The organism is Arthrobacter sp. B3I4, from assembly GCF_030816855.1.
In the GTDB taxonomy this organism is placed as follows: Bacteria; Actinomycetota; Actinomycetes; order Actinomycetales; family Micrococcaceae; genus Arthrobacter.
Genome location: NZ_JAUSYK010000001.1, coordinates 3,328,615 through 3,347,460 on the forward strand (window position 1 = coordinate 3,328,615; position 18,846 = coordinate 3,347,460).

At 66.3% G+C, this 18,846-nt stretch carries 10 protein-coding genes; 1 reads left to right on the forward strand and 9 read right to left on the reverse strand.

From position 1 onward, the window contains the following. Positions 1 to 506: 506 nt before the first annotated feature. Complete coding sequence (locus tag QFZ61_RS15715; protein ID WP_307037593.1) at positions 507 to 1,655, forward strand: chitinase; 1,149 nt, start codon at positions 507 to 509, stop codon at positions 1,653 to 1,655. Positions 1,656 to 1,662: 7 nt separating this feature from the next. Here QFZ61_RS15715 and QFZ61_RS15720 read toward each other — a convergent pair whose 3' ends face one another. From QFZ61_RS15720 to QFZ61_RS15760, 9 genes are all read right to left on the reverse strand, one after another. Continuing rightward, complete coding sequence (locus tag QFZ61_RS15720; RefSeq protein ID WP_307037594.1) at positions 1,663 to 2,427, reverse strand: hypothetical protein; 765 nt, start codon at positions 2,425 to 2,427, stop codon at positions 1,663 to 1,665. A 38-nt stretch (positions 2,428 to 2,465) separates the two neighbouring features. Then, positions 2,466 to 3,473, reverse strand: a complete 1,008-nt coding sequence (locus QFZ61_RS15725) for a dTDP-glucose 4,6-dehydratase (protein ID WP_307037596.1) — start codon at positions 3,471 to 3,473, stop codon at positions 2,466 to 2,468. A 39-nt stretch (positions 3,474 to 3,512) separates the two neighbouring features. Next, entirely contained in the window at positions 3,513 to 4,934 is a 1,422-nt protein-coding gene (locus QFZ61_RS15730; RefSeq protein WP_307037597.1) for a nucleotide sugar dehydrogenase, read from the reverse strand. 431 nt (positions 4,935 to 5,365) lie between these two features. Further along, positions 5,366 to 5,833: a Fe-S cluster assembly sulfur transfer protein SufU gene (sufU, locus tag QFZ61_RS15735; RefSeq protein ID WP_307037598.1), complete on the reverse strand. Its 468-nt coding sequence runs from the start codon at positions 5,831 to 5,833 to the stop codon at positions 5,366 to 5,368. A 12-nt stretch (positions 5,834 to 5,845) separates the two neighbouring features. Further along, on the reverse strand, positions 5,846 to 7,159 hold the full coding sequence (locus QFZ61_RS15740; RefSeq protein WP_373427209.1) for a SufS family cysteine desulfurase: 1,314 nt from the start codon (positions 7,157 to 7,159) through the stop codon (positions 5,846 to 5,848). 587 nt (positions 7,160 to 7,746) lie between these two features. Beyond that, the gene (locus QFZ61_RS15745) at positions 7,747 to 10,395 is read right to left on the reverse strand and encodes a LuxR family transcriptional regulator (RefSeq protein ID WP_307037603.1); all 2,649 of its coding nucleotides are present in this window, start codon (positions 10,393 to 10,395) and stop codon (positions 7,747 to 7,749) included. Between the two features lie 58 nt (positions 10,396 to 10,453). Continuing rightward, positions 10,454 to 13,186 (reverse strand): LuxR C-terminal-related transcriptional regulator, encoded by a 2,733-nt coding sequence (locus QFZ61_RS15750; protein ID WP_307037605.1) that lies wholly within the window; start codon positions 13,184 to 13,186, stop codon positions 10,454 to 10,456. A 223-nt stretch (positions 13,187 to 13,409) separates the two neighbouring features. Further along, positions 13,410 to 16,109 carry a LuxR family transcriptional regulator gene (locus QFZ61_RS15755; protein ID WP_307037607.1) on the reverse strand — a complete coding sequence of 900 codons (2,700 nt, stop codon included), beginning with the start codon at positions 16,107 to 16,109 and terminating at the stop codon, positions 13,410 to 13,412. Continuing rightward, positions 16,096 to 18,840 (reverse strand): LuxR C-terminal-related transcriptional regulator, encoded by a 2,745-nt coding sequence (locus tag QFZ61_RS15760; RefSeq protein ID WP_307037609.1) that lies wholly within the window; start codon positions 18,838 to 18,840, stop codon positions 16,096 to 16,098. The genes QFZ61_RS15755 and QFZ61_RS15760 overlap by 14 nt, the downstream gene beginning before the upstream one ends. Positions 18,841 to 18,846 lie beyond the last annotated feature (6 nt).

Genomic DNA, 18,846 nt, shown 5'->3' on the forward strand with positions numbered 1-18,846 from the left:
GCGAGCAGCTGGCTGGGCTTCATTCCGGCTGGCGCGAACCAGGCGTTGCCGGTTTTCAATATCTCGCGATGGGCCGCGGGCGCAGGCGTCTGAACCTTGGCGGGCACTCCCCCGTACGGACTTGAATCAGCAGGCGCGATCTGCCCACAAGAGGCTGTTCGACTACAGCTCGAAAGTTTTGCCGCCGGAGCTTCTCGCAGGACGCGTCTCCGGTCGTGGGTCGCTGTGCCCATCTTGAGACCTGCTTCTTCCCCAAAATGCTTGGAACCGATACCAAAAGCGTAGGGACCGGCCATTTAGGCGGCACGAGTGACCTCTACTCGTTTTTAGCGTGCCCAGATTCCGGGTAGTGAACGCGCCAGTACTCAGTAGCCGTTCGACCATGGCGCAAGCGTTCACAGGTGGTTCGGAGGGGGCGAAAACGGGCAGCACAAACCGTTCCGTGGCCCCCCGCGGCATGGTGAAATGGTGTTTTATGACGGGACTTCAGGGGATGGAAGGGCCCAATGACAGCGGACAGCGGGGCGGACCGGGTCGTGGAAACCACCGCTTCCGCCCGTCGAGGGGACCGGCATCGCCGTCGCCTTCGGCCGGGCCGGAAGCACACCCTGGGGCGGCGCGGTGTCATCCTCGCTTCAGTCGGACTGATCGCATTGGGGGCATTCGTCTTGGTGGCTAGTCTCGGCGGAGAACGTGAGGCCGGCAGCCCGACGTGGTTCGCCGGCTATGTCGATGTGACTTTAGACCCTGGATACTCCTTCGAAACCGGTCCGGAGAAGGACGTTATTCTTGCGTTCGTCGTCGCCTCACCCGCAGACTATTGTTTGCCCAGTTGGGGAAGCCGCTACAGCTTCGATGGCGCTGCGCAGGCGGTGGACTTGGATAACCGGTTGGCGGAGCACCGCGCCCGTGGCGGCCGTGTGGCCGTTTCCTTCGGCGGTTCGCTGAACCTGGAACTCGCGAATGCGTGCCTGGATGAGGGCGCCGTGGCTTTGGCGTACCGGCAGGTCCTAGACAGCTACAACCCGGTCGCCCTGGACTTCGATATCGAAGGTGACAACCTGCTGGATGCCGCGGCCGGCGTACGGAGGGCCAACGTCGTCAGCAGGCTCCAGCGCGAGGAAACGGCGCTGGGCCGGAAGCTTGAGGTCTGGGTGACGCTTCCGGCGTCCCCGAAGGGACTGACGGACGCTGGCGTCAACGCGGTCGAACAGATGCTCGCGGCCGGGGTCGAGCTGGCGGGCGTTAACGTCATGACCATGAACTATGGAGCGAGCCGTCCTGCTGCCGAGGACATGTTGGAGTCCTCCATCTCCGCGGCGAACGCCGCTCATGACCAGCTCAGCGCCCTCTACGAGCGCCAAGGACTTGGCCTTAGCAGCGACGAGGTCTGGCAGAAGCTGGGCCTCACACCAATGATCGGCCAGAACGATCTTCCCGGCGAGGTTTTTGCGCTGGCTGCCGCCCAGAAGCTCCGTGCCTTTGCTCTCGACAAGGGCGTCCAGCGTCTTTCGATGTGGTCTTTGAACCGCGACGTTTCGTGCCCCGAAGGGTCTCTTCCTGCCACAGCCAGCCACGTATGCAGCGGCGTCAGCCAGCGGCCCGGGCAGTTCGCCGAGATCCTGGGGAACGGCCTCAACGGGCGGATGGGATAGGGCAGGGTTACTGAACGGGCGTCCGCGTCTCCAGCTTCAGCCACGGTCCGTCCGGCACGTCCTTTCTGTCCACAAACTGCCAGTCAACCTTGTCGTCCTGCCCGTTCAGTTCCTGGAAGCCGAGGCAACCGTTGAGGGCAGGAGAAACATCCATGCCTGCACCGTTGAAGTCCTTGTTCTTGGGCCGGGCGTCATCCTTGCCAAAGACGTACTCCTTGTCCTGGTACTGGCCCGGACCGGCATCCTCAATCTGCCCGTAGCACTCCCGCCCGTTTTTGCGGATCTTGACCCAGCGGTTCTTCATGAAGCTGACCCCCGGAGCGTTGGACTGGCGCGCGAGGCCTGGCTCCTTCGCCCAGGGAATGACGGAAGCACGCTCAGCGAACGCGGCGGCGTTATTGACGTCGTCGTATGGCAGATCAAGGTAGAAGGGGTTTTCGCGGGGTGTCATGCTGCTCGGGAAATAACCGTTGGCGCTGCTTCTGGGTTCGGTCTGGCAGCCGTCCCTGCCCACCACCCCGTCGCAACCGCCATAGCTCTGCATCCACTGGCTGTCGTAGGTGGACATCACCTGGCTTCCGTCCTCCGCCTTGGGATCGAACACTTCCCCGACCCAGAACGTGGTCGCCACGATGCCGGTGTGCCACGGATATTCCTGTTGCGTTGGCGGCCCGGGGGCAGGCTTGGGCCCGGAACACGAGGTCGCCAGCACCGCCACCAGGCCGGTCGCCGCACACCGCTTGAGGACAGATTTACTGGGCCGTCGTGCCATCTACTCCACTCTCTCGTGATGCGGCGCCGCTTTCCGGCCTAGTTGGCCACCATCGTGCCCTTCCACTGGACCGGGTCCGGTTTCCCGTTCGGACGGTAATCTGCGGCGACGCTCCGGATGATCTGGTCCAGTGTCGTCTGCGGATCGAATCCGACGAGCTCGCGGGCTTTGCTGTTGTCAGGGACGCGCCGGCGCATATCCTCGTAGCCATCGGCGTAGGCCTCCTGGTAGGGGACAAACCTGATGTCGCTGTCGCTGCCGAGAAGCTCCACAATGCGCTCCGCAAGCGCGAGGATGGAGACCTCATGACTTCCCCCGAGGTTGTAGGCGTTGCCGTATGCCGAAGTTTTCTCTGAAATGCCGGTGATCGCGGGCACGATGTCCCCCACGTACGAAAAACACCGCGTCTGCTTGCCGTCACCGTAGACCGTGAGCGGCTCTCCCGCAATGGCCTGTTTCACCAGTCGCGGCACAACCATCCCGTAGCGTCCGGTCTGCCGTGGTCCCACGGTGTTGAACAGCCTCACGATCGCGACCCGAAGCCCGAATTCGCGCCAGTAGGCATGCGCGAACGCCTCGTCGATCCCTTTAGCGGCGGCATAGGTCCACCGCGACTTGAGCGTGGATCCGAGGATCCGGTCTGCTTCCTCGCTCAGCCTGTCCGAGGTGTTCTTCCCGTAGATCTCACTGGTCGAGGCCAGGAGAAGTGACGCGCCGTTCGCCAGGACGGAATCCAAGACAACCTCCGTGCCGTGAATGTTCGTGCGCAGACTCTCCAGGGGGTGCTCGACGATGAGGTTGACCCCGACGGCGGCTGCGAGGTGGAACACGCGGGTTGCCCCGACGGCCACTTTGTCCACGGCGGACCTGTCGAGGATGTCCCCTTCGACGAAATGGAACCTGGGGTGTCCAATCACGTCCCGCAGGTTCTCAAGCCTGCCGGTGGAAAGGTTGTCCAGGGCGGTGACCTCGTCACCGGCAGCCAGCAGATACTGGACGAGATGACTTCCAATGAAGCCGGCGCCCCCCGTAATTGCGGTCTTCATTGCTCCGACGATCCTTTCTGGTGTCTATGGAGCATCGGCTCACAGCCGCGTCACGTTGGAGCGGCGGGGAAGTCGATAGGTGGTATCGAGCACGGCAGGGGCTTCCGCCAGCCAGCCGGCATCCATGGCTGTGTGCTTGGTATGCAGGATCACCAGATCCGTCTGCCAAAGCTTCGGATCCTCCAGTGACTGAAGTTGTCCGCCGTGCCCGTCGGGTGCAGTGGGGCACCAGGGATCGTGGTAGGCCACCTCGGCGCCGTCGGCGAGCAGCTCAGCGATGATTTGCAGCGCCGGGGATTCCCTCAGATCTTCGACGTCGGGCTTGTAGGCCACGCCGAGCACGAGAATCCGGGCGCCGGTGAGGCCGTGGCTGCGCTCGGAGAGAATCGTCCTGGCCTTCGCAACAACCTGGTGCGGCCGGCCGGCGATGTCCTCCATGGCATGTTCGATGACCGGGGCGGTGATGCGTGCCTTACGCAGCTGCCAGAGCAGATAGTGCGGGTCGCACGGGATGCAGTGGCCACCAACCCCGGGGCCGGGGGTGAACGCCATAAAGCCGTACGGCTTTGTCGACGCCGCATTGATGACATCCATGACATCCATATCCAGCGTCTGGCAGATGTCGGCAAATTCATTGGCCAAGGCGATGTTCACGGCACGGAAGATGTTTTCCGCCAGTTTTGTCATCTCCGCAACGTCAGCCGAGGGGACTTTGTGCACCAGTTTCGTGCTCAGTTTCAACAGAGCTTCGGCAGCATCGCCGCAGCTCTGGGTCACCCCGCCGACGACCCTCGGGACGTCTTCGTGGGCGAAGGCGTCAACCCCCGGGTTGATCCGCTCGGGCGAGAAGGCCACAAAGATGTCCCTGCCCGGAATCAGTCCTCTGGCGGCCAAGGGCACTGCCAGCAGGTCCCGGGTGCAGCCGACGTAACTTGTTGAGGTCAGCATCAGCAGCTGGCCGGGGACGGCAAACTCGACCACGGACGCGCACGCCGCGCGAAGAATCCGAAGGTCAGGGACGAGGTAGGCGTCCACGGGGGTCGGGACGCAGACGATCACCGCTGCGGCCCGGGCGAGCAGCGAGAGGTCGGTGCTGATCAGGAACGAAGGATCGTGGAGAGCCACATCCAGCCTGGCTTTATCCGAGTCCAGAAGATCAGCCTCCTGGGAGCGGATGACGGCCAGCCGGGCCTCGGAGGCATCGAGCCCAAGAACCCGCCTCCCGGAGGCGTTGATGGCCAGCGCGGTGGGAAGCCCCACGTAGCCCAGGCCCACGATGGCCACATCGAAGCTAAAGGCCTGCTCCGTCTCGGCGCTTTCCCGGGCCGGCGCCGCCGTCGCGGTCTGAACCGGCGGCCCGTCTCCGGAGAGCTGCTCCGGCCACTGGTGCGCCGCCTCCGTCCCTGGCTGAACTGCCGCGGCCGTGTTCCGGCGGTTCTTGATCTTGGTGTTGGGCGTCATGGTTCTGAGACCTCCCGGTATCCCCACGGTCCTGCTGGTAGTTATATGCCGCCGGGCCCTGATTTTTGTATGCCGCTGAAGGGTCGACGGCGAAGGAGTCCGGGTACAGAAGCTCCCCGCTCGACAAAAGCGCAGGAGCGTTCTCAGCTCCCGGTCGAATCGGTGCCGAGGGCACCGGGTGCAAGGGGCTTTGCTTGACGGCCCCTGTGGCCGGGAATCCGCAGCGCAGTTCCCGGGACCTGATTTCAGCGTAGGAACCGAGTCCTACTGCCAGCACGAGTGTGCTCTACGCGTCTTTACCGCCCTGAGGGCACACCGGCCGCGAGGAAATACCCATTAAGCCTCAGCCGCACCACTCGCTCGGTACTCTAGGACACGGCATTCCGGGGCCGAGAGCGGGGCCCCGTTTCGCCGGAATGGTGCCGTTGCGGCTACTGCCCCGACTGCTGGGCGAGCGCCTGGCCGAGGGCATCCTCGGCGGCAACCCAGGAGAGCATGGCGCACTTCACCCGCGCGGCGTAACGCGATACACCTTCGAAAGCGGCCGCGTCGCCCAGGAGCTCCGGATCGGCCGGCACTTTCCCGCGGGAGCGCAGCACTTCCCGGAAGCTGTCAATGACCCGGCGCAATTCGTCGGGGTCCAGGCCCTCGGCGAGGTCGGTGAGCACCGAGGCGGCGGCCATCGAGATGGAGCATCCTTCTCCGTCCCACCGCAGCTCGCTAACCTTGCCTCCGGCCACTGCGACCCGCATAGTGATTTCGTCGCCGCAGACGGGGTTCAGCTGGTGCGACTGGCCGACGGTGGCGCCCTCCGGCTCGCCGGCGGCGGCGAGGCCGCTGCCGTGCCGTGCTTTGGAGTGCTCCAGGATGATTTGTTGATACAGCTGGTCAAGGCTCATGCAGTGCCGTCCTCAGGCTTGGAAGTATGAACGGACACCGGAGACGGCGTCCAGAAACGCGTCGACGTCGTCCGTGGTGTTGTAGAGGTAGGTGCTGGCCCGGGTGCTGGCCGTGAGTCCCAGCCGTCGGTGCAGGGGCTGGGCGCAGTGGTGTCCCACCCGGACAGCGATGCCGCGGCTGTCGAGGAACTGTCCGACGTCGTGGGCGTGCACTCCGGCGACGTCGAAAGCGGCCAGCCCGATCCGTTCCTGCCCGGCGCCCGGGCCGAGCACGCGCACCCCGGGGATCGCCTCGAGCCCTTCCACCAGCCGGCGGCCCAGCTCCGCCTCCCAGGCATGGATCCGGGAGAGCCCTGTTTCACTCAGGTAATTGGCGGCGGCGGCGAGCGCCACGGCCTGGGAAATCTTCTGCGTGCCTGCCTCAAAGCGTTGCGGACTGGGCAGGAAGCCGGCGCGTTCCATGGTCACGGTGGTGATCATGGAACCGCCGGTCAGGAACGGGGGCATGGCGTTGAGCAGTTCGGAACGGCCGTACAGGCCGCCGATCCCGGTAGGGCCCAGCATCTTGTGGCCGGAGAAGACGGCGAAGTCGACGTCCAGGGCTTTGACGTCAAGAGCCAGGTGCGGGGCTGACTGGCAGGCGTCCAGGACCACGAGCGCGCCGACGGCACGGGCGAGCGAGACGAGCGTCTGCACCGGGTTGATGGTGCCGAGGACGTTCGAGGCGTGCGTGAAGGCGAGGACGCGGGTGCGGCTGCCGATCAGCCCGGCGGCGGCGTCGAGGTCCAGGGCCCCGGCGTCGTCGACCGGAATGAACTTCAGCGCGGCCCCGGTCCGGTCGGCCAGCTGCTGCCAGGGGATCAGGTTGGCATGGTGTTCCATCTCGGTGACGACGATTTCGTCGCCGGGGGCGAGTGCGAAGCGGGCGGCGTCCGCCGGCGCGCCGGGCAGGGACGCGTTCAGGAAGGAGTAACTGAGCAGGTTCAGCCCCTCGGTGGCGTTCGACGTCCAGATGAGCTCATCCGGGTCGGCGCCTACGAAGGCCGCGACAGTCTCACGGGCATCTTCGAAGGCCTCGGTGGCTTCCACTGCAAGGTGATGCGCGCCCCGGTGCACTGCGGAGTTCCGCTGCTCGTAGAATTCCTGCTCTGCTTCCAGCACGCTGAGGGGGTTTTGCGAGGTTGCGCCGGAGTCCAGGTAGACCAGCGGGCGGCCGTTCACGGAGCGGTGCAGGATTGGAAAGTCGTTGCGGATTCTCAGGACCATCTCGTTGTCCAGCGCAACGGCTGTGCTGAGGAGGTGGGCAGGTGTGGCAACCATGTGCAGAAACTCCTGGATCGACTGAGCTGCGCCCCGGGAGGATCGCCGGGTCTATTACGTCACGCAGATTTAGCCTAATTATCCCATGGTTGCGGCCGGAATCCGCCGGGGCCCGCTGCGGGCCCCTGGTGGAGGCCTTCGGACGCAATCGAACGCCCCGCCTGCGGGCCTTGGGTTCCCGGGCGGGGCGTCGATTTTAGGGAGCCGGCGGCGGCTGGGGGGAGAGCCTCGGTCTCAGAAGGCTCTGACGCCGCCGGCTCCGTCTGTGGGGTACGGCTGCCGGACACGGCACCGTACGATTCCAGTGAAGGAGTTCGGTTAACGAATGGGGTTTTGCTGCTGTGCTGTCTGTTGGGGCCGTCTGCCGGTGCTGCCTGGTGGTGCTGTCTCCCGGCGGTGGCGTTCCCTTCGACTGACTTAAGTCAATCAAGTCTGCCGGGTCTAGACACGAGTAGGACTTACCCGACTTCCTTTCAAGGCTACGGTCCCGCACTACTTAGGCATACCCTCCAACGTCCCCGCAGCCCCATGCAGACTACGCAAAAGCCCGGGCCTGCGCGGCTAAACAAGGTTGCGCCCTCGGTTGCGGCGCCCTAGGACGGTGGCGGATCATCCTCAAGGCCAATGTCGACCAGCTCCGACCGGCGGCTGACGCCGAGTTTCCCGAAGATCCGGTACAGGTGCCCCTCAACGGTCCGGGTGGATAACGTCAACGCCGTTGCGATCTCCATGTTGCTCGCGCCGCGGGCCACCAGCTTCAGAATCTCGGCTTCCCGCGCGGTCAGGTCCGCTTGTTGGCCGCCGTGCACGATGTTGATGCTTTCCGACATTCCGGCCGCGACCATCCGGTGATGGACCTTGCGCTGGACCACCGTCAGCCTCCACTTATGCGGGTCGTTTTCCAGGCAGCGCGCAGCCTGCTGGGCCGCCTCCAGGGCTAACAACAGATAGCCGGCGTTCATCGCCTCGTCGCTGACTGCCGTCAGCGCGGCGGTGTCCGAAGCCGCGACGCCGCGGGCGTAGATCCTGAGCAGCTGCCCCTCGTGCCCTTCCACTGCTGAAGTGCTGCCTTCCAGCGCTTGGGCTGCGGTGGTGTCACCGTTGCGCAGGGCAAGCCGCAGGATCTCTGTCTCCACACCCCTCAACCCCTCCCCCCGAGCCAGCTCGGCCAACTGTTCCAGCCGTTCCGAAGTGTCCTCCACACTGTGAAAGGACAACTCGGCGGCCGTGCAGTAGGCATCGGCGAGTAGCCGCAGGGTTTCTGGATCCCGCAAGGGTGCGCTGCGGAACGCCCGGGCGTTCTCCTCGGCCTCGTCTTGGCGTCCGACCGTGGCGGCGGCGTACGCGGCCAGGGCGTGCGCGAAGGGGCCCATGTTCCAAGGATCCGCGATGGCCAGTTCCTCGACCGCTAGCAGCAGTTCCGCCAGGCTCTCGGGAAAGCGGCCCTGCCTCACCCTGGAGTAGCCCCGCATCAGGTGCAGCAGGCCGCCCCCGTACAACAGCCGGGACGGCAGGCCAGCGGCGTAATCATCCACGGTCGACGCGAGTTCGTCCCACTCCCCGGCCCTGATCAGATTCAGGCAGTGGTTCGCCAGCACGTCTTCGTAGACCAGCGGCAGCCATCGGGTCGCGTCGGGGGCATCCGGCCACGCGTGGCGGTCGGCCTCCAGCGCGGCCACGACCCTCCCTTGGGCGGACTGCAGCTCGGCAAGCCGGGAGATCGCGGGCACCTGGATCTCGGCGATGCCCGTGGCCTCATCCACAAGTTCGTGCAGGCGCTCGGAAAAGTCCGGCCCCGCCCCCTCGTCGCGGGCCGCCAGCAGCGACAAGGCCAGGCCCGGAGCGGCCGATTCCGTCCAAAGCCGGCATGCGGGATCGGCGTTCGCATCCCGTGGTGAGGCTGCTCCTGCCGGCGGTCCGACCGCCGGTGCGGCTACCCGGAGCCTGGCTGCGAGGAGCGCCGCGAGTATGGCGGGACGCCCGTACTCCAGCGACCTGGCCGAGCTGAGGTGGCTGGCTGCTGTCTCCCGCCGTCCGAGGAGGTAGTCCGAATAAGCGAGCTGGACCCTCGCTTCCGGTAGCAACGGCCCGTCCGGAACGGCGCTGCCGGCCCTGCGCGCCGTCGCCGTATCCAAGGCGGCGTTGGCCGCCGTCGCAGCTTGCAGCAGCTCCGCAGGGGAAAGCAGGGCCCCGCAGTCCAATGCCCAGCGAAACCGGTTCAGGAAAGCCTCCGGATGGGCGGTGCCGGCCCCGGGAAGAGCCAGCAGGCTGGCCCGCAGGCTGGCGCTGCGACCGGCGGGGACACGGTCCCGGAGGATTTCTCCGACGAGCGGGCTTGCCGGCCGGACTGTGCGGTCCTGGTCCCGGGAGACGGTGATAATCCCTGCCATCTCCAAAGCGTCGACGGTCTTGGGGTTGCTGAATTGCAGGACTTGTCCCAGCGAAAGCGGCCCTGCCAGGGAAACGATCGCTGCCACGCTTTGTTCCTCGGCCGGCATCGATCGCACCCGGTGGTCGACCAGGTCCGCCGCCGGGACCTTGCTCAGGACCGGAGGGCTGATCAAGTACCAGGTGCCCTTGCGCGGCGCGATGACACCGGTCTTTCGCGCATACTCGACCAGGGACTTCAGCATGTACGGATTTCCCGCGGTCACTTTGCCGAACAGCTCGCTCACCCACGGCGACGCTTCAGCCCGCAACGCCTGTTCACAGAACTGATGGATTTCAGAGCGGGTCAGAGGAGGGAGGTCGTACTTGGCAATAAGACCGTCATCCCACAGCGCCAAGAACTCTTCCGGCATTGACGGTCCGGGACTGCACGCCGCGAGCAGTCTCGCCGCCCCGGTGGCCACGGCCTGGGCGACCAGCTGGACGGTCCCCCGGTCCAGGGAGTGGGCATCGTCGACCACGAAAAGCGGCGGTATCGGCTCTGCCTTCAGTCTCGCGGTGACGGCCCGCGAGATGGCTGCGGCTGAGTCCAGGTCATGGGCCGGGAGACTGTCCAGGTAGGGTGCCAGAACACCGAAAGGCACGGCGGACAGCATCGGGGTCGGGGCAAGCCGGATGACGGCGCCGCGGGGCTGCACCTCGCGCAGCACTTCCCTGATGACGGCGGTCTTGCCTGACCCGACGCCGCCCACGACGATAGCGCCGGAACGGCTTTCGTCCCTCAGGCAGGCCGCCGCATCCCTAACGACGCCGGACCGGCCGATAAGCGCCATCCCGTCCGTTAGGCTCTCCACTCAGATCCTTTCCCCGGCGGCCGCTGGCCCCGTGGTCGCGACGGCCGGCTCCCCTTGATCACCCGATGCGTGCGTTGCCGGTTGGACCGGCGATAGCCTCTTTGAGCTCCGACCGGCTTGCCAGGTGCAGTTTCGCGTACACCTGGTACAGGTGGCCTTCCACGGTGCGTACGGAAACCTGCATCTGCTCCGCGATTTTGCGGTTGGAGGTCCCGGCCGCAGCCCGAACGGCCACCTCGCACTCCCTGGCGGTGAGAATGGACGACGTCAACGCCTGCAACCCGTTCTTGGGGCCGCCGAACCGGTCATCCAGGGTGTGTTCCGTCCGCTGCGCGACCCTGAGCGCGATCCGGTTGCCGGCTTCGTTCGCGCAGGTAACGGCTTTCCTTGCCACATCCCTGGCGAAGACCGCGTCCCCGGCCGCGTCGGCGTCCTTTGCGACCGTCAGAAGTGCCTCGCTTGCAGCCTCCCTCACGCCGGTGGCCAGCCGCTGGCACAGCATCGCGAACTGCCCCGTCACCTGCTCGGCGAGGCTTCCGAGCTTCTGGCTCATCTGCCGGTCACCCAACCTGGCGGCGGCGGACTGGAACAACAGCCCAACAGTGGTTGAACCGCGCTCCACATCCTTTTCCGCTTCGGCCGCAAGCGCGCGGATGGCTGCTGCACGCTGGCCAAGTTCAGCCTCGGCACCCAGCTGGAAATACCGGGTCATCCTGCCGACCAGCCAGGACCCGGGCAACTCCTGCCCGCCAAGTTCAGCGAGCAGCAGCCCGGCTTCCTCCGTGTCCCCGTGCAGTCCCGCCGCGTAGGCGGCGGCAGCCACTGCCAAGGGTGCCAGGGAGTCCCTGTCATGGGTCCGCAGTTGCCAAAGGCCGGCGTCCAGTCCGGACAGGGCCTCGTCCAACCGTCCGGCGTGCAGATCGATCAGGCCCTGTCCGATTTCGAACATTCCGCCCAGACGCGACTGGGAATCGGAGGTCTCGGAAGTCAGTGCAAGGAACTCCGCGGCCTCCCGGAACCTTGACGTCAGCAGCATCAGGAGCAGGAAGCGGCCCCGAAGTTCCCGCATGGACTGGTCCGGCAGCTGGACTGCAGCGGCAGACGACAAAACCTGCTTGCCCAGCGCGATGGCTCCCAGGACGTTGCCGGTGACAGTCATCGCCTCACACAGCAGGCCTCCGGCCACGATGCCGGCTTCCGTGTTCAGGTCAGCGACGTCGAGTTCGCCCCGCATGGCGAGTACATCCGCGTAGCGTCCTTCGTGGACGGCGAACCGGGCTTCGGCAAGGAGCAGCTGCGTGCGCGCCGATACTGCGGCGGCGCTGTCCACTTCGGCCCGGGCCTCGAGCCGCTGGCTGAGTTCCTGCAGCCGCGACGCGACGGCAGGGACGGCGCCGCGCTGGTCGATGTCTGCCAGGAGAAGGTTGACGGTGACCCACTCAGCGACCGGCAGCGTGTCGTCAGCCGTCTCGACCAGCTTCTGCAGGATCCGGCGTGCGGCCTCCTCATTGCCGAGGCTGAGGTGGGCGCGGGCAGCCTCGATGGCGCCGGCAGGAACCGCCTCAAACCCGCCGACTGCCTGCAGGAACCGCAGCGCGGCCGCCGAATCCGAGGCGTTATTAGCACGCTGCGCTGCGGCGAGGGCCAGAACCGGGCTGATCCGTTCCCCGCAGTCCAGTGCCCATGCGACGCCGGTGGGGCCGCCCGGCTCCAGTTCCTCGTCGCCGCCCAGTACTGCGGTAAGCCGGCGTCGCAGCTCGGCACTGCGGCCCGGTGGCACGACGCTTGCCACGATGGCGGCTGTTACCGTGTTCGCGACACAGACGGTCGGCGTGTGATCGTGGCTGACCTGGATAAGTCCCCGTTCCTGCAGGGTGTCCATGTCGTGCGGGTTGAAGATGCTCATCAGCGTCTGCAGGGGCAAGGCGCCGGCCAGCGCCAGCATCTCGAAGACATCGCGTTGTCCCGCACTGAGCCGGTTCATCCTGGCCTTGACGACATCACGGACTTCCCCGGTCAGGGAGATCGGGCGGCTGCCGAGCACCCAGGCCCCGTCCTGACGCGTGATCGCGCCCAGTTTGATCTGCTCCCTGGCCAGGGAGTGCAGGAAGAGAGCGTTACCGCCGCTGGCGGTCCACAGGGCCCGGACCGCGGTGTGGGAGAAATGGCCGCCATACTCCTGGTTCAGCGTCGCGGCCGTCTCGGCAAAGTCAAACGGCTCCAGGTCCACCCGGCGCAGCAGGTCGTCCTTCCAGAGACCCATGATGTCGCCGCCGACATGGGGAAGGTCAACGCAAGCGGCGAGCAACGTCACGTGGCCCCCGGCGCTGAGCTGGGCAACCATCATGCAGGACAGGTCATCCAGGTCGTGGGCGTTGTCCACGAACAGAACGATGCCGCGTCCCTGGGCCTTCGCGTGGAGCAGATGGATAAGTCCCCGCAGCACCATGAGAGGGTGTTCCAGGTGCGAGGAATCAAGGTCGTTGAGCAGCACGCTCAACGCTCCGTACGGAAGTTTCGAGGAAATCGAGCTGCCACGGACCTGGACGACCAGGTACTCCCCGCCGAGTTGTTCCAGGGCACGCTGCGCCACGAAAGACTTTCCGGCACCGTGCTCCCCAACCAAAACGACGCCGCAGCCGGACTCTGAGGTCAGGGTTTCCACGACGTCGTCAATGATGTGTTGCCGAGTTAGTTGTTTGTCATACCGCCTCTGGGCTGGGCGCTGCGCTGGTGAAATCACATCGGTTTTACCGCTGCCAGCGGGCACGCCGGCTTCTTGCTGAAACATGAGAGAGACCTTCGCAATCAATGGTTAGCCAGTGATAGCTCCACCGTATGGACCGGTCTTCGGAAAGGCACCCGTAAGTGGTACTCGATTGCGGGCGGGTAGAAAACGCCCTGCCTACGCGGCTGTACTCATACCCACCGGTGAGGGCCGTGTTCGGAACCAAGTAGTTTCCCGGCTCCCCCGGGTGTTCCAGCTCTAGGGCCTCAGATTCAAGCAGGAGTACTCAGTCCGCGGCAATCCGGCGAAGGTCTTCGCGGCCCTTGATGTTCAGCTTGGCGTAGCTGCGGTAAAGGTGCCCTTCCACCGTGCGGACCGATACGTGCAGTTCGGCCGCTATCTGCCGGTCACTCAGGCCCCGGACGGCCAGCGCCACGATATCACGCTCCCGGCGGGTGAGCAGATCGAGCGCACCGTGCTGACCGTCCGGCTCCTCGCCGGCCGCGCTTTCAGCCACGTCGCGGCAGCGCTGCTGCTGGGCCTTGGCCATGCGCTCACGCAACGTGTCGCCCGCCTCACGGTAAGCAGCGGCCGCGGCTCCGTATGCCTGGGCGGCGAAACCCCACAGTTCGGACTCCTCGCAGACTTTCGCCGCTTCGAGCAGCTCGCCCGCCTGTTCCCGCTCGAGTGCCACGGCGTAACCGCAGACCGCCGCAGCCCGGCGTCCTTCCAGCTCCGGCTGCAGTTCCCGCAGCCGCGCCGCAGCGGCCCTATCACCAAGGGCGAGCCGGAACGTCAAGGCGTTGAACTCGAGTCCCGCCGCGGCTTTGCCGCCGGGCGTTCCGAGCCTTTGCAGTTCCTCCACCGCGCCGCGATGGCCGTCCAGGCGCGCCTTGCCGTACACCACGGCCATGGCCGCCAGGGCGCGCAGGTAGCGCGACGCCGGTGGCCGGGATGACTCGTAGTCGGCCAGCAGCTGGGCGGCCTTCGCTTTCGCGCCAATCTCCGCGGCAGCGGAAAATGCCATCGCCGCCGTAAGGGAAAACAGTTGCTGGGGGTCCGCCAGCCGCAGTGCTTCCAGGGCCGCCCGCAGCGTCTTTTTGGCTTCCACCGCCCGGCCCTGGTAGAGCATCATGATGCCGGCAGCCGTGTGAACCGCGCCCCCTAGGGAGATCAGGCTTGGCCCGAACGACGCGGCAAATTCTCCCAGCAGCGTCTCCACGGCACTCCAGTTCCCGCCATGGATCACTGCCGTGACGGCGCGGACCATCAGGTAGTCCGATAGGAAGTGCAGCTCCTCGTCCTCAGTTCTGGCCGCCTGCAGTGCTGCTCCCGCCACCTTGTAGGCACTGTCCGGCTTCCCCTGAATGAGAAGTCTTTCCGCTTCCAACACCAGCCTGAACGCCTGTTCCAGGCCGCTGGCCCGCTGCCCGTCGAAGACCTCGCCGGTCGGGTTCCCGGCCGCTTCCTCGTCGCCGGCCAGGGCCAGGACCATGCTGTGGATAGTGCGCACCCGGTCCCTGGTCGCGGTCAGGATGGCGTCTGCGTCCTCCGGGTTGTCCCGGGCCAGCCGGTCCCCGGCCAGCAGCAGCGCTTGGGAGCGGTGCACAATTTCCGCCGGAGGATGCCCCAGCGCGGACAGGACCGCCGCCCACAGCAGGGAGCCGCTCAGCAGGCTCGAAACCGTGCGGCCCTTGCCGAAATCGCCGTCAAGGATGTCGAGGGCCGCCGCATGGTTGGAGGTGTTGTAGTAAGTCTGGGCAGTCACACACCGCGCCGAGATTTGCAGTTCCGGGTCCTTGACCTGGGAAGCGGCCTTGCGAGCCAGCTCGTCTTCGGACAGTCTGGCCGCCAGCCCAGCGGCCCTCAGCAGTTGCCGGTCATCGACCTCCAGCCCGCACTCCAACGACCAGCTCACCTGGCGCAGCAGCGCTTCGGCGGACGCCGGTTCGCGGTCCATCAGCCGCAGCAGGTCCTGGCGCAGTTGCAGGCTGCGCGCCGGCGAAACCAGGTTGCGCAGGGCATCCCCGTAAACGGCATGCCAGAGCCGCAGTTCGGGCTCCGCGCCACCGGTGACGCGGAGGAGTTCCTGTTCGATCAACCCCGCTACGGCGGTTCCGCCGACCATGGCTTCGATCAGCGCCCTGGGCACGGGTTCAGACAATGCCACGAGATTCAGAGCCGTGCGCTCCTCCGCCGAGCGCCGAAGCAACTGGCGCCGGACAACGTCGGTCAACCGTTCGCCGTGGCTGTTCAGCGGCCGGGTCAGCAGCCACACGCCGTTGCGCTGGATCAGCGTTCCGTCGCCCTTGGCGTCATCGAGCAGGCAGCTGAGCAGCAGCGGGTTGCCGGCCGAGGCGGCCCACAGCACCTCGGCGACGCTGGGCAGGACCTGGGAACCCAGTTTCTGGGCCAGGAGCTCGGCAGTTTGCTCGCGGGTGAGCGGGCGCAGGTCGTGCCGCTCCGCGATGCCCTCGAACCATAGCTCGAGGAGCGGCTCCGGCAAACCGGGACGAGCCGCGGAACTGACCAGCAGCTTGGTCCAGCCGGCTGCGGCGAGTTCCACCAGGATCCCGGCTGTTGCCTCATCCAGGTCGTGGGCGTCGTCGACGATCAGCAGGAGCGGCTTGCGGGTCGCGCGCCGCTGCTCTTCCAGGTAGCTCCAGAAGGTCCTTAAGACCGCCAGCTGCGACGTGGCATCCTCCACGGGAAGGTCCACGATGAACGGCGCCAGGACTCCGTAGGGCACCTGGCTCAAGGCCTGGCTGCCGTGCAGCCGTACCGGGGTGACGTCGTTCTGCAGTTCGGCGGCAACGGCCGCCATCAGCGTGGACTTGCCGATCCCGTGGTCCCCCACCAGAAGCACAGCGGCATGCATGCCGCTCTTGAGCGTTTCCGCCGCTGACCGCAGGTCCTCCGTTCGACCGGTCAGGACCAGCGGCTCCTCCTCGGGCGGGGCGGCCGGGCGCGCCTTAGATGAGGCCAAGCAGATCACTTCGCGAGGACACTCCGAGCTTGGTGAATACCTGGTACAGGTGCCCCTCCACTGTCCGAACCGAGATGCCCACTTCTAGAGCGATGTCCTTGTTGGAGACTCCGTTGCCGGCGAGCGTCGCAATCTGCCGCTCGCGATCGGTGAGCAGCGGCCCCTTGCTGCGGGGCACGACAGGAAGCGCCGGCACGGAGGCGGACAGCGACTCCAGCATGCTGTGCGCGGCTGTGGCGATACCGGTCATCCCGGCGCTCTTGGCGAAGTCGAAAGCAAGCGCGGCACACCTGGCCCGGACGGCATCGAGCTCCAACGCGGCCGCGAGTTCGGCCGCCTCGAGCATGGTTCCGGCGTCCTTCTTCCGGCTGCCGGCCGCGATCACGCGGGACAACTCCGCGAGCGGACCCTGCCGCAACCCGGCGATTTCTTCCATGAACTCAAAATCCCGCACCGTGCCGTTGACGGTCGCCCCGAGCATGCAGATGCCGGCCAGCGTGTAGAGACCGCGTTGGAAGTGCCTTTCCGCGGCCCGGACCAGCCGGTCCTTTGCATCCGGGTCTCCCAGCCAGCGGGAGGCCATGTCCATGCAGAACTCCGTCGAGCTGCTGATCACGAACCGCGCCGGACCGTCAGCGGAACGCGCACGGTCGAGGTAGACGGTCGACTGGACGGAGTTGCCCATCTGCGCATAGGCAAAAGCTGTGGCGGCGTAAGCCTGCCGGAGTGAGTGAAGGCTCGGCCGGACTTCGAGCTGGGCGATTGAGGCCAGAAGCGGATCCAGCGCCAGGTGGCCGCGGCCCGCATAGACATAGGCGAGGCCGACGGCGAGGTCTGTGGCGGCGCTGCCGGAGTGCAGTCCGTGACCGGCGCGTCCGCTCGCGTCTTTGAGCATGTCAATGCTCTGGCGCCATCGGCCGGAGAGGAGCAGGACGTTAAAGGAGCGCCAGGCATAATTTTCCCGGACCCGGGGCACGCTGGACCACTCGCCGAGTTTCCCGCCAATTTCCCGCATCAGCTGACGGGCTTCGAGTTCCCGGCCCGTCAGGCCCAGGGCTTCCATCAGGATAATGGACACCCGAAGCCGGTGCACCGGGTCAACCGCACCGGTTGCGCCGTCCGCGGCCGCGTCCCGCAGCCGGTCCATCATCGGCTCAAACTCGCCGACGAAGGACAGGTAGTTAAACTCGCACAGGTCTAGGCATCGGCGGGCCCGGGCAAGGGCGGCGCCGGCTGCCGGGGCGTCAGCAGGGAACTCCAGCAGCCGCAGCCGGGCCCGGCGGATGAGTTCAGGAACCATCGCGCTGCGGTCTTCCAGCCACGCCATGCAGTCGGCCTTGGCTGCCATGAAGTCAGCAAAAGCCTCCGGCGGAAGCCGGTCGGCCTGCGCCTCGGAGACGTCGTCGAGTGCAGACACCGCCTGGAGCGGAAGCCCCAGCTGCAGGTACGCCGCGGCTTTCTGCATCTGCCCCTCCGGCCATTCCGGGTGGTTTGGGCTGAGGTCTGCGGCACACTTCAGCGCGAATTTGGGGTCGAACAGGCGCACGGCGGCCTGCGCGGCCGCCAGGGCGTGGGACGGTAGCAGCCGGCCGTCGCAATCATGCGTCCACGCGGCGTATGCCAGCAGATCCTCCACGGTTAGCTCGCCCAGCTCGTGCTCCTGGTGGCCCGGCACCTTGTCGCGCAGTTCCAGCCGTCGCTCCACGCTAAGCCAGTTCCGGACGATGTCGCCCAGATACCGGTCCCCGAGGGTGACGAAATGCTGGTCCGTGCGGTCGACGATGATCTGACCGGCCTCCTCCATATCCGCAATCAGCGCAGGCCCGTACATCCTCGCCAGCCGGGACAAGGACATGCTGCGGGCGCAGGACAGCACCTCGATGACTTCCCGCGCCTCGGCAGATTCCCGGGCGTAGCGCGCCCGGACGATGTCCTCCAGCGCCGTCTTGCCGTCCAGGACCACCTCGTCGACGAGGGTCCAGATCGAGCCGGCGAGCACGAGGTTGCCTCGCTCAATCTGCTCCGTCACCACTGCCTGCAGGAGCGTGGGGCTTCCGCCGACAAGTTCCTGCAGCTGGGTCGCCAGCGCCGTCGAGACGCGGTGCCCCAGCGCAGCCTGGAGCACCTTCTGGGTTTCCACCTCGGTCATGTTGTCGAGCCGGACTTCAGCGAGCTGTCCGGAGGTGATGAGCCAGTAAAAGTCCGGCGGCAGGTCGGTGGTGCGCTGCGCGATGGCAACAAGCCGGGCGGTGCCGGTGTGCAGCAGGTTCAGCAGTACGCCGGTGCTCTGCTCATCCAGGCAACCCGCGTTGTCGAGCAGGATGACGCATTGTCGTCCCGCCGCGTCGTCGCGGATTAGGGAGGTGATGCCGTGCAGGATTGCGGTGGGCGAGCCGAGGGAACTCTGCGGGAGCCGGGCAAGGGTGAACGCGAGGCAGCCGTAGGGGGTCGTGGAACCGGCTCCGGAGCTGCGCAACTGCAGAGTGTAAACGTCCGGGCCCAAACCGGCCACAGCGCTACGGCCCACAAGGGATTTTCCGACGCCCCGGTCCCCGGTGATGACTACGCCCATGCCGTCGGGCGCGTTGAGGGCGCTCCGGACGCGCTCGGCGTCCGCGCCGCGGGCCAGGCCTGACCACCCGTGCTTACTGACAGGCCCTGCAGCGTGCTGATCTTCGGCTGGCGCCAATGTCACGGAAACATTCACCCAGCCCAGCGAATCCCTCGACATCTAGTT